Source organism: Bacteroides sp. OM08-11, from assembly GCF_003438665.1.
In the GTDB taxonomy this organism is placed as follows: domain Bacteria; phylum Bacteroidota; class Bacteroidia; order Bacteroidales; family Bacteroidaceae; genus Bacteroides; species Bacteroides cutis.
The window spans coordinates 1-12,268 of sequence record NZ_QSTJ01000012.1 but is presented as its reverse complement, the minus strand read 5'-3'; the positions used below and the strand labels follow the sequence as shown (position 1 = coordinate 12,268).

Here is a 12,268-nt window from a genome sequence, read left to right as displayed (position 1 = left end):
TGATGGTTAGTTATAATAAGGTTATTCAGATTGTTTCAAATAAAATCAGATAGTTTCAAATCCATTCCATAAATTACCGGAAGGTACAGGCGCTTCCGCCTCTATCATCTCTCTGGATACCGGATGTACGAAACGGATAAAACGTGCATGCAAACAGATACTGCCATCCGGATTGGAACGAGGGAAGCCATACTTCAAATCTCCTTTGATAGGACATCCCATCTTCGCCAACTGGCAACGTATCTGATGATGACGTCCGGTTTTCAAATCTATTTCCAATAAATAATAGTTCTGCGACTTTCCGATGAGACGGTAATGCAAGATGGCCTTTTTACTACCTGCCACCTCTTTATCGTATGCGTAACTTTTATTCTGTTTCTCGTTACGGACTAAATAGTTTAGTAATTCCCCTTCTTGTTGTCGAGGCGGATTCTTCACTACTGCCCAATAAGTTTTTCTCACTTCACTATTCTTGAACATTTCATTCAGGCGCGAAAGTGCTTTGCTGGTTTTGGCAAAAACAACAAGACCGCTTACGGGACGATCCAACCGGTGAGTGACACCGATGAAGACATTACCTGGCTTCTGATACTTCTCTCTCAAATACTGCTTTACAGTTTCCGAAAGTGGCGTATCGCCTGTTTTGTCTCCCTGAACGATCTCCGAAGCGGTCTTGTTGACTATAATAATATGATTGTCCTCGTATACGACAGTCATAGTTTACATATTCATACCACCATCTACTTGAATAACTTGTCCTGATACATAAGAAGACATATCAGAAGCCAGGAAAGTAGCAATATTTGCCACGTCTTCGGGTGTACCGCCGCGACGCAAAGGTATTTTCTTGCACCATTCCGCTTTTACCTCCTCAGAAAGAGCGTCGGTCATAGCAGTCATAATAAAGCCCGGAGCGATGGCGTTGGCACGGATACCACGAGAACCGAGTTCCTGTGCAATAGATTTAGCCAAAGCAATCATACCAGCTTTGGATGCAGAGTAGTTGGCCTGACCTGCATTACCATGAACACCCACTACAGAGGCCATATTGATAATACTACCACCTTTCTGACGCATCATAATGGGAGTACAAGCATGAATAAAGTTAAAAGCGGATTTCAAGTTCACGCCGATAACCATATCCCACTGCTGTTCGGTCATACGCATCATCAAACCATCACGGGTGATACCTGCATTGTTTACCAAGATATCGATACGTCCGAAATCGTTATGAATAGCTTCCACCACTTTAGCGGTATCTTCAAAGTTAGCTGCATTTGAAGCATACGCTTTAGCTTTCACGCCCAACGCTTCTATTTCCTTAGCAGTGTTTTCAGCATTCTCATCAATCACCAGATCGGTGAATGCGATATTAGCTCCTTCCTGAGCAAACTTCAAAGCGATAGCCTTACCAATGCCACGTGCAGCACCAGTTACAATGGCTGTTTTTCCATCTAATAATCCCATACTGTTTTTAGTTATTGATTAATATTATTCTATTTCTTTCCTGTCGCGCCTAATGCTCCCAATACCAGTCGGGTCACATAATCATCACGCGTCTTGTCATCCAGATAGGCTCCTACATGTCCACGGATGTAAGGTGTTTCAATCCCTTTAACGCAATAGTGCACAATTTCAGCTGTCATATCCAAATCATCTATTTGGAAAACGTCTTCCTCCAAGCCTTCACGCAATACATTCTTAAACAGTTGGATTTCTTTGGAATCAAAGCGTTTCCGCACTTTCTCCACACGCCATATATCACGAAAGAAATTGGCACGGAGGGTTCCATTACGGAAAACCGCCTCCTTCACCGCATCCAAATGTGTATAAATCATCTCCATCAATTTTTCATCCGGCCTGATATCTTTCTCAGCAACACGCTTCATCATATCAGAGAGAAGGTCCAACTCCGACTCGACAACAGCCATATAAATATCTTCCTTACTTTTAAAATAGGTATAAAGCGTTCTTCTACCTTTTTTAGAAGCAAGGGCGATATCGTTCATCGTGGTATTTTCGACGCCCATCTTCGCAAACAATTGACGGGCGACATCCACTAATTTAGCTTTTGTCTTCGATACAGCCATAGATTAATTGCACATTGCTTAATAATTTGAGCAAAAGTAAGACATTTCCGCATATTCTACAAACAAATGCACATTTTATTAACAATTGACATATAAAGGATATATTAAAAAATATAGGAATACCATGCTATATATCAACACCTTATACATTAAAATACATTTATCATTAAAAATAAGGCTGATTTTATTTGCAGGTTTAGAAAAAAGCTGTACCTTTGCACCCACAAAACATCGCGGAGTGGAGCAGTTGGTAGCTCGTTGGGCTCATAACCCAAAGGTCGTCTGTTCGAGTCAGGCCTCCGCAACTAAAAAGGTAGAAGATTTTCAATCTTCTACCTTTTTTTTAGAGTAATACAAAAAGAGAACGTGGATCACACAAAGCAGAATTGTATTTTTCTGTTATTATCAGAATCTAATGATTTATTCTGCTATTCGTGTAATCCACATTCTAATATCTGTATTGGTCATCACGGCTCAGTCACTATCACTCTTGCAGCTTGCTTCAAAGAAACCTGTAGCGAAGCCTTTTTCGACTGAGGTTTCCAAACAATCTGCCGACACTCACCTTTCTGTAAAATACAATTGTTCTCACCCATACCGTATAAGTATTCCGTATCGATATGGAATGAGTCAGTGTTTACTTGCCAGTTACGAATATTATCCAAATGCAAATGCAGGTTTTCCACCTCACCTTTATTAAAGAACCACTTACCGCCCTGGACAGTCAAAGCGTTGATCTTACAATTTTCCATCCGCCCATAACTCATCTGTCGCCATCCGCCATTAATAATCAAGGACAATGTATCATCATGAAGATTTTCGAAAACCACCTCCTGTTGATGAAGGTTATTTTCCAGTAATTGGATAGCTGCCGGTAAGCGTAGGCTCATGGCTTTCGCATGCAGATACAAGGTAGACATATTTTTCTGCTTATCGGTCAAAATTTCATCCGGAAAGTTAAAAGAAATTCTTACGGTATCTTCCACCGTAAGTATTTTCATAAAACGGTCTATCTCCGAAGGATAAGTAAAACTGCCGGTAACTGTCTCTGAAGAATGCACCTTCAAGGGTATGTCCCGAAAAGAAATGATCTGATTATAGCTGACTTTTGTCCCATTCCCCTTCTTTACATAAATGTGTCTTGGTTCTACCGTCAGCAACACTACTTTACTTTCAGGGAACTGCACGGTTTTATTTTCGCCTTTGGCGTATATAAAGCTGTCCTCAACATCACCACTATAGAACGACAGAAGCAGCATCGAGCCGAATATCAACCCCACTCCCGCCAAAAGCATTCCGAATAATATATAAGTTGTTCGTTTCATAATTTGTCTCTTTATTTTTGTTGTTCTGTAAACTCACGATACATTTCCAGCAGTTCTTTTCCGGAAATACCCAGTGTATAAATCTGCCTGAAGAAGTAATCGGCTTCTTCCTTTAGAAAATACTCTTTACGCAACGAAAGGATGAGTGTACCTGCCCCTACGGACACAAAATAACCAATTCCCCGCTTGTTGTAAATCACCCCTTGTGACTGCAAGTAATCGTACGAGCGCATCACTGTATTGGCGTTGACCTCTACCACAGCCGCATACTCGCGCACCGACGGAATGCGTTCTTCTTCCCGATATTGATGAAGAAGAATTTCGTCACAGATACGGTCTGCTATTTGCAGATAGATAGCCTTACTTTCTTTAAAGTTCATAGTATCTTACCAACGATTTATGATTTCTGACTCTTTAAAACGGAAATAAGCGAGCACCCAGTTAAACAAGGCACAACTCAAGAAGAAGAATGTCATCAAAGTTTTCATTGTTTCGTCTGACATGAATACTGCGTTCACAGAGGGGCGATGCGCCAAAAATGAATGAAACAATAGTGTACCTATAAGCATATAGATCAAAGTAATGGCAACACCTACTGCAAAGGTCTTAATAAATGCATTCTTTGGCCAGATAGCCCCACCCAATACAAAAAGCGACTGAATAAAACAATAACCGCCAATTCCCATTACAAATTCCTGATTATCCCTGAAAGCTGTCCAATAGCCGGTTTTACCCACCAGATGCGAGAGAGGCACTTGGGCAATGACATCATTTTCGGGATAAGCAATGGTATAGATCAATACCCGGCTCCAGTCAGCCAACTTATAAGCTATCAAAAAAGCGACGACAGCACCGACTGTGAATATCAGCCAACGTGAGATGTATTTTTCGAACATCGTGGCGGGTAACATCAACATAGCTTCCCTATTTATCTTGGTTTTCATACGTTCCATGATAAACGATGCGCTCAGAGTACCCATGATGACTATTCCCCAAATAAAAGTTATGCATCCGAAAACTACAACACTTTTTTCACGGGACACATACGAACCGGGGGAAGCATATCTGTATTCCAAATAGGCATTCCAGACCAAGGCAATTGCCAACACGCCATACATCAATACGAAGCGAAGCAGATTGGTCTTCCAGTTCTCCACCATTTCCTTGCGGCAGAGTTCCACGAAACGCGGCATACTAAAAAATGTATCTCGTATCATTGTTCAATTGTTTTAGGATGAAACATTTGTATAATCTTCTCAGGTTCGGCTAGTGTAGCTCCAAACAACAGTTCCAGATTAATTTCGGTTTCTTCGTTTTCAGTGTTCGGAAGCATCAGGAAGTTGCCTTGCACGGAAGGCAGGGTGTAGATCGCTGTCTTAGTCAGCTCACGATCGTCGCTCTCAACAAAAAGGAACTTACTGCAGATGTTACCTACCGGCTCATCCAGAAGCACACGGCTGTTGTCCATAATCAGTACATGGTCCAGTATCCGGTCAATGTCACGTACCTGATGTGTAGAAATCACAATAGTACGTTCGTCGGACATGCCCGAAGCAATGAATTTACGGAACTGGCTTTTTCCAGGGATATCCAATCCATTAGTAGGTTCGTCCATCAGCAACAACGAAGTGTTTGTTGCCAAAGCAAAGCTCATGAAGACTTTTTTCTTCTGTCCCATGGAAAGCGCTCCCAAGTCGGTACTCAAATCCATTTCAAAGAAATGTAGATACTTCATCATATCTTCTTTGCTAAAATGGGGATAGAAAGGGCTGTTCAGTTCGATATAACTAACCAATGAAATAGAAGGTAATTCAAACTCCTCAGGTACCAGGAACATGTCCTGTAGCGTGACGGGTAACCGGCGACGTACATCGGTATCGTAAAATGTAACCCTCCCGTTGCGGGGAGTGAGTAACCCGCTCATCAAATAGAGTAATGTAGACTTACCGGCTCCATTTTTCCCCAAAAGCCCATATACCCTACCCTTCTCCAGCGAAAGCGAAAAATCGCTCAGGACTTCTTTCTTGCCCCGGCGATAGCTGAATGAAATGTTTTCTACTTGTAACATGCTTTTCTCTTTATTAAATTAATAAGAAAACAAGGGGGCAGAATACAAAATGCAGGCCTTTTTCAACTTGTATCTGACACCTCATTAAATACAGATTAAGTGTATTAGTACAATAGTACACCGCAAAAGTATATATTCTTTTTGAAATAACAAGAGATTTCGGGAAAAAATGATATTTAGAAAAGAGTTTACTATCAGACATAAAAAAAGGAGGAGCTAAGAATCACTCTCCACTCCTCCCGACACGACAAACAACTAAAATTATTGCTATTTGATGCCGTCTAATGCTTTCTTTGCAGTAGCATTAGTGGGGTCGATAGCCAAAATTTTATTCCAAAACTCTTTCGAAGTCATATATTCACTCTTTAGTAGATAGTAGTACCCCAGATAACTGTAGCACTCTATTAGAGCTGTATTATACTTCGGCTCGTTTTTTACCAGTAGCACATCCATTACCTTCTCATAATAAGGTTTTGCCAATCCTTCCGTCGTTTCTGGATCCATGGCCGAGTGGGTACGTGCACGCCATAAATCTCCCAGATAACTGCCGGGAGCTTGTACTGAAACAAGTGCGAACACAGAGTCAGCAGACTGCAACGCCGCCATGCGGTCAGCAGGCTGTACGACAAGGGTGTCTGTAGACGTTCCTTGTCCGTAATACAGACGTCCCAACTGGAATAAGGTTTCGGGCGTCTTTTTATCTTGATTTAAAGCATTATAGTACTTTTGGTAAGCAATGATAGCTTGTTCATAGTCATTTTCTTGTTCGTATGCGTCAGATATCTCACGCCATACCTCTATTTGTGTATTGTCTTTATCCAGTGCCTTGTTATACTGTATGACAGCCTGATCATATTTTTTCAGTGCACTAAGCAAAGCACCGTAATACCTGTAGTCCAAATATGAATAATCGGCATCATCCGATGCATTGAAGAAAGCATCCGCCGCCTTTTCAGCTTCTTCATAACGTTTCAAGTCGGTATTATTATACATGACGAGACGATTAAAAGCAGCATGACGGCTATTATTTTGTAACCCTTTTTGAGCCACTTGCAACGATTTTTCGAAATTATGATTCAAGAATAAAGCAAAAGCGTATTTCAACAAATCAGCTTCTGTAGCAACGGGTGTATCAATGAACTGTGCATAGGCAGCCACTGCTTTACCAAACTGATTGTTGGCATAATATACTTCCGCCAATTCTTTATCAGCTTCCAGATAGTCGGGAGCAATACCTTTAAGCTGTTTCAATTTTTCAATTGCTTGTGTAGGACTTGCAGTCTTATAGGCCTGTGCATATTTCAAATAAGCCTCTTTACAGTTCGGATCGAAATAAATGGCTTGTTCATAAAGTTGGCAGGCAGTTCCCACATTCTTTTGTGCGAGAGCTATATCACCTTCGAGCACAGAGACTCTTGCATCTTTATTATCAACTTTCTTCGCCATACCCAGATAAATTGTTGCTTCCGACAGTTTTCCGGCATCCAGATAAGCACGGGCAACGGAAATAACAAGTTCAATATTTTTTTTGTTTTTCCCTTTTAATAATTCGCTCGCTTCATCAGAAGCTTGTCCGGGATTTGTCTTTATCAGACTTTTTACTTTATCTATTCCCACCTGCCATTCGGGTACAGGCGATTGTGCAGCGAGTGTACCGGCCAGTAACATCGCTCCCATACATAATATAAATCTACGTTTCATTTTAGTTTTCATTTTAGTTATTCATCTTTTACATTTACCACACGTACCGGTTGGGTGGCGGGTACTAATCCCGATTTTAATATAATCCGCTGTCCTCGGTCAGAAGCGAGGAAAGAAGCAAATCCCCACGGGAGTGCACTCCGAGGATCATTCAATAGAACATAAATGCTACGTGCCAATGGATAATCACCATAATATAAATATGCTTGATAAGGTTTATAACTATTTTCCGGCCTTGCCTTGGCGGCAGCACTGACTGCCATCACACGAATCTCCTTGCTGAAAGAAAGTCCTGTGCTGTCATTCTTGTTGCTCAACCAGTTTACGCCAATAATACCGATAGCATCGGGCATGTCTGCCACATAGTTGATAACTTCTTTATTAGTTTTCAATGCTTTTACTTGATTGGAAAGTGGTACACCCTCACAAATAGAATCCACTGCAAAACGTACAGTACTGGAGTTCTTATTGTCGAAAACGAGACGGATATCCTTCAAATGTGAAGACGGATAAATATCCTTCCACTGTTTAGCCTCCCCCGTCAATATACGACGGATATCTTGTACGCTTATCAATGTATCGGGGTTTTCACGATTAACAATCAAAGCCAAACCATCTGTCGCAATCTTCATCTCTTTTGGGAAAAATTTCCGACTATTAAAAGACTCCATTTCCTCTAGAGTCAGTTTACGGCTGGTGATAACCAGCCGTAAACTGTCTTTAAGCAAAAGATTGACGGCTTCTACCTCCGTCACGTAACGGGGAACAATTCCTGCCAAAGGGTACAGGCCTTCAAACACATCGATCTCTTCCTGTACAATAGGTTGGAAGCTTTCATCTGCAGCAATGGCAATGACACCGGATGTATAGGTATCCGTTTGTCCATCCTTGGACTTGTGTTGACAAGCTGACAATAGTATCAATGCTACCAACAAACCTAACCCCTGAATCTGTTTCACCGTTTCCATAATACACATACTATTGCAATTTAAAAATAATAGGAACTGTATATTTCACAGATACAGCTTTACCGTTTTGCTTACCGGGTATCCATTTAGGCATGGACTTAATCACACGGATCGCTTCTTTATCCAGATAAGGATCTACTCCTCTCAGAACTTTTACATCGCGCACACTCCCATCGGAACCTACTACAAACTGACAAGTTACACGCCCTTGAGTTCCATTCTCCTGAGCGATAGTTGGGTATTTCATGTGATCAGCAATGTACTTCATCAGTTCTGATGGACCACCGGGAAACTGTGGCATCTGTTCTACCATATCAAATACTTTCTCCTCCTCTATAGGTGCCTGCGTCACTACCTGTTTCAAGTCGGCAATATCTTTTCCATTTTCTTCGTCGTTACCTTTTACGTCGGCAATGGAAATAGCAACTTTAGTCTGAGTCAATTCTGTCTGACTCTTGATCTCGTCTTCATCCCTCACTTCCGCATCTTTCTTAATAACGGGAGCAGTGAACTTGATAGAACTTTTCAGTGCCGGGGGAGGTGGTGCTACAGGTTCCACACGTTTCATCTCTTCCTGTTTCACTTCAGGTTCTTCCAATTGCGACAAGGTAGTCACTTCGGTCATCACTTCCTTTTGCTTGGGAGTAGCCATCTTTATCAGAGTAGGAATACTAAAACCTATCAGAGCGATAATTATCACCAGTATCACGGCAATACTATGACGCTTGGGAGAATTCTCCCGCATCTTATAGGCGCCGTATGCTTTATTCTTATCACTGAATATAAGGTCACACCATTCCGCAGAACTTAAATCTACTTTAGCCATATTCTTCTAATTTTAGGTGTTACACTTTATTCGGCAATGTTTTGCGACAATTCTCCCTTGCTGTTATAGTTCTTTATCAAGAACTGGTCTGCATCGGCAATGTCGGTTATCACATACTTACCTATATTACATATCTGCATTTCATCGAGAGCATCTATCAGATTTTTATACGATGCGGCATCAGTAGCCTTAATAATCACCGTAGGCGTATTTTTTCCACTCTTAATCTCGGAAAGTTGTTTCCGATAATCATCCTCTGATATTTTTAGGTCCAGCTTCTGTTGTTTAAGCCTGTTCACCTCATTCACAGCAGCTCTATTACGTTGTAGAAGCATCGCCCGCAGACCATCCGCATCGTATGTCGTTTCCTTCAACGAAGTATAGTCTTTATAGTTGGGTTCTCCTTCGTAATAATACAATTTATTGTCATCACTCAGTAACAATGTGATTGCCTGTGAAGCCTTTACCTTAGTTTGTTGCTCCTCAGTGAGATTTTTATCATTACTCGGCATGCTTATCTCCATAGTCTGAGGTTTACTCAGAGACGTACAGAGCATAAAGAAGGTAATCAGCAACATATTCATATCTACCATCGGAGTAAAATCTACCCTGACGGTCATTTTTTTCTGTTTACTTTTTCCACCTTTCTTATTACCGCTTTCTTGTATTTCAGCCATAATATTTCCTTTCGTTAGTCTTCAGAAGTAGTTTTCAAAGAAGTAATCAGATTATATCGGTTTTCCCTGAGATCCTGAAGTGAGTTCATTACATTCTTTATTACAGAATAAGGGGTATTGGCATCTGCCTTAATAGCAATACGCAAATCACCATTCGCTGCCCGGGCATTACGTACCCATGCTTTGAACTGGTTATCAATACTGTCAGTCGGTATCCCCTCATTCTTCAACACAGCATCTTGTTGGTCTTGTGGCAAAGCGAGGTACTGTTTCATGCTCTTCATCGGCACCCCAAAAGTGGATGCTAGCATAAATTTTTTCGTTTCCTCTGGAGTAAAAGTTACTCCATATTCTTGCCCCATAGCTTCCAACACATTGCGCAAGTCAGACTGCTTGTCCAGACTCATAAATATTTTTCCATTCGGATCGACCAATATCTGAAGAACATTCGTTTCTGGAATTTTTATTTCAGATACGGAGGCAGGAGTAGTTACCTGTACCGGTTCTTTCTTCACAAACGTCGAAGTTAGCATGAAGAAAGTTAGTAGTAGTACAGTAACGTCACTCATCGCCGTCATATCGATGAACGTACTTTTCTTTTTTATTTTTGCTCTTCCCATGATTATTTAATTAATTGAAAAATGAAAATTAATTCATTGAATTGAAAAATGATACATCACGCTATTACGTACTCAATATCAATTATCAACTATCAATCATTAATTATTTATGAGTAGCTGCAAAAGTCTGCACAATAGAGAAACCAACCTCGTCAAGGCTATAGGTCAACTTATCAATCTTATTAGTATAATAGTTATAAGAGATAACTGCCAACGCACCGGTCAAGATACCAAAGGCAGTATTAATCAAAGCTTCAGAAATGCCCTGTGACAATGCCATAGAATCAGCACTACCACCGGCAGCAAGGGCAGCAAAAGAACGGATCATACCAATTACCGTACCAAGCAATCCCATCAATGTACCAAGCGTGGTTATTGTACCAATAATAGGAAGATTTTGTTCCATCATAGGGAGTTCCAAAGCAGTGGCTTCTTCCAGTTCTTTCTGAATAGCGACCAGTTTTTGGTCTTTAGCAAGTAAAGTATCATTCTCCATCTCTGCATACTTCTTCAAAGTAGCATTCACAACATTAGCAACAGAGCCGCGTTGGTTGTCACATATTTCCTGAGCTTTTTTCATATCACCGGCAGCAAGAGCAGCTTTAATATTAGATACAAATTTTACTAATGATCCTTTACCAAAAGCAGCACGAATAGCAATGTAACGTTCAATACTGAGCGCAATAACGGTTAATAAAAGAGTTTGGATAACAGGAACAATAAAACCACCTTTATAGATAGTTCCAAGAAAGTTACCGGGCAACGGATGGTTGTTCGGATCATTGTTCATAAAGTTGGAAGGATTTCCCAACACAAAATGAAAAACAAGCACGGCAATGATAAAACAAATTACGATTACCCAACCGGCGGATTTAATGCCTTTAAAAGAGGCTGACTTTTTTTGAGTAGTTTCCATGATGAAAAATTTAATTGTTGGTATTAAATTGATTAAAAAAAAATGATACATAGGGGTACAAACTCCCTTTTACGAACCAATAGGGCGCATTTCATCCACATAACCTCACAACAGCACAATCAGTACATAAAAGGTTATCAACTTCTAATTGTTTCTATCAAGAAACAATAGAGAGGAAATTAATATGAAAAGAATTGATTAAATCAAAATCCGCCGAAGCGTAAAGATGTAATAGTCACAACCCACTATAGCATAATAGGGGTCTTGATCTGAATAGTATAATTTAGTTCTACCTTGAACGAGTAAATTTTCATGGTTGGATAACATCAAAAGTATATTCTTGAGAAAAGATTCGTCTTCAAGAACTCTGCGAAGACGTTGTTGATTAGAAAAGTAAGTTTCCGAAATTGATTTATTTCCCAACTCAACATCCTGAGACCAAAAATGCTCAGTATCCGATAAAACAGATTTCCTTGTTCCCAAATTGTCAGATGTAGAAGAATAAGACGACAAATAAGCTGTAACTTCACAGGCCACAGAAGTAACACCTTCAAATGCCTTTGAATAGTTTGCAGCATTACTGCTGAAACTACAACCAAGTGTCAACAGCAAACAAATCCAAAATGTCTTTACAGTTGTTTTCATGTCGTCTAATAAATCTACAATAATAACAGCTGATCTCTTATTTTGTTCTACAATAACCCTACTTTCTTTTATAAAGAGAAAGAAATCTTTATATTCTAGGAGATATTAATCATCCTCCTTTTTGAAGTAAAGATACAAAAAATAAATGAAACCATAAAAGGGGAAAGTATATAAATTACTGGCTTTAAGCTCTTTTAATCATTCACATACACATATATTACAAAGATTTCCAAAAAATTCCCACTAACGTTCCCAACACCACTTTCCATTTTCTATCTTCCCTTTTCCACCAGTATGCGGAGGAGGGGGATGGCGGGCAAGGGACGGACAAGACAAAAAAAAGCCCCCACATCTTTCGACATGGAGGCTTTCCTCTAAAACGGCGACTACCTACTCTCCCACTGTTACGCAGTACCATCGGCGTGACCGGGC

At 40.4% G+C, this 12,268-nt stretch carries 14 protein-coding genes and 1 tRNA gene; 1 reads left to right on the top strand and 14 read right to left on the bottom strand.

Annotated features, from left to right (window positions below; all coding sequences use genetic code 11):
• Positions 1-45: 45 nt before the first annotated feature.
• From DXC10_RS15805 to DXC10_RS15795, 3 genes are read right to left on the bottom strand one after another with little or no spacing between them, the layout of a single operon-like run.
• Positions 46-717, bottom strand: a complete 672-nt coding sequence (locus DXC10_RS15805) for an RluA family pseudouridine synthase (RefSeq protein WP_117738389.1) — start codon at positions 715-717, stop codon at positions 46-48.
• Between the two features lie 3 nt (positions 718-720).
• Complete coding sequence (fabG, locus tag DXC10_RS15800; protein WP_101546052.1) at positions 721-1,467, bottom strand: 3-oxoacyl-[acyl-carrier-protein] reductase; 747 nt, start codon at positions 1,465-1,467, stop codon at positions 721-723.
• 29 nt (positions 1,468-1,496) lie between these two features.
• Positions 1,497-2,090: a TetR/AcrR family transcriptional regulator gene (locus DXC10_RS15795; protein ID WP_101546054.1), complete on the bottom strand. Its 594-nt coding sequence runs from the start codon at positions 2,088-2,090 to the stop codon at positions 1,497-1,499.
• A gap of 232 nt (positions 2,091-2,322) precedes the next feature.
• Between DXC10_RS15795 and DXC10_RS15790 the strand changes: the two genes are divergently transcribed.
• Positions 2,323-2,395: transfer RNA gene (locus DXC10_RS15790), tRNA-Met, on the top strand.
• A 162-nt stretch (positions 2,396-2,557) separates the two neighbouring features.
• Here the strand turns inward: DXC10_RS15790 and DXC10_RS15785 are convergent.
• The 11 genes from DXC10_RS15785 to DXC10_RS15735 all read right to left on the bottom strand — a co-directional run bounded on the left by DXC10_RS15785 (position 2,558) and on the right by DXC10_RS15735 (position 11,836).
• Positions 2,558-3,415 (bottom strand): hypothetical protein, encoded by an 858-nt coding sequence (locus DXC10_RS15785; RefSeq protein WP_117738388.1) that lies wholly within the window; start codon positions 3,413-3,415, stop codon positions 2,558-2,560.
• Positions 3,416-3,426: 11 nt separating this feature from the next.
• On the bottom strand, positions 3,427-3,795 hold the full coding sequence (locus DXC10_RS15780) for a GntR family transcriptional regulator (RefSeq protein WP_101546059.1): 369 nt from the start codon (positions 3,793-3,795) through the stop codon (positions 3,427-3,429).
• Positions 3,796-3,801: 6 nt separating this feature from the next.
• Positions 3,802-4,632 carry a hypothetical protein gene (locus tag DXC10_RS15775; RefSeq protein WP_101546061.1) on the bottom strand — a complete coding sequence of 277 codons (831 nt, stop codon included), beginning with the start codon at positions 4,630-4,632 and terminating at the stop codon, positions 3,802-3,804.
• Positions 4,629-5,483 (bottom strand): ATP-binding cassette domain-containing protein, encoded by an 855-nt coding sequence (locus tag DXC10_RS15770; protein WP_117738385.1) that lies wholly within the window; start codon positions 5,481-5,483, stop codon positions 4,629-4,631. Before DXC10_RS15770 ends, DXC10_RS15775 begins: the two co-directional genes overlap by 4 nt.
• Before the next feature lie 267 nt (positions 5,484-5,750).
• The gene (locus DXC10_RS15765; protein WP_101546065.1) at positions 5,751-7,196 is read right to left on the bottom strand and encodes a hypothetical protein; all 1,446 of its coding nucleotides are present in this window, start codon (positions 7,194-7,196) and stop codon (positions 5,751-5,753) included.
• A 5-nt stretch (positions 7,197-7,201) separates the two neighbouring features.
• Positions 7,202-8,152 carry a PstS family phosphate ABC transporter substrate-binding protein gene (locus DXC10_RS15760; RefSeq protein WP_117738419.1) on the bottom strand — a complete coding sequence of 317 codons (951 nt, stop codon included), beginning with the start codon at positions 8,150-8,152 and terminating at the stop codon, positions 7,202-7,204.
• A 10-nt stretch (positions 8,153-8,162) separates the two neighbouring features.
• On the bottom strand, positions 8,163-8,978 hold the full coding sequence (locus DXC10_RS15755) for an energy transducer TonB (RefSeq protein WP_101546067.1): 816 nt from the start codon (positions 8,976-8,978) through the stop codon (positions 8,163-8,165).
• 26 nt (positions 8,979-9,004) lie between these two features.
• Positions 9,005-9,655, bottom strand: a complete 651-nt coding sequence (locus DXC10_RS15750) for a biopolymer transporter ExbD (protein WP_180949236.1) — start codon at positions 9,653-9,655, stop codon at positions 9,005-9,007.
• A 14-nt stretch (positions 9,656-9,669) separates the two neighbouring features.
• Positions 9,670-10,275, bottom strand: a complete 606-nt coding sequence (locus DXC10_RS15745) for a biopolymer transporter ExbD (protein WP_101546071.1) — start codon at positions 10,273-10,275, stop codon at positions 9,670-9,672.
• Between the two features lie 103 nt (positions 10,276-10,378).
• On the bottom strand, positions 10,379-11,191 hold the full coding sequence (locus DXC10_RS15740; protein ID WP_101546073.1) for a MotA/TolQ/ExbB proton channel family protein: 813 nt from the start codon (positions 11,189-11,191) through the stop codon (positions 10,379-10,381).
• A 198-nt stretch (positions 11,192-11,389) separates the two neighbouring features.
• Positions 11,390-11,836: a hypothetical protein gene (locus tag DXC10_RS15735; protein ID WP_117738383.1), complete on the bottom strand. Its 447-nt coding sequence runs from the start codon at positions 11,834-11,836 to the stop codon at positions 11,390-11,392.
• Positions 11,837-12,268: the final 432 nt, after the last annotated feature.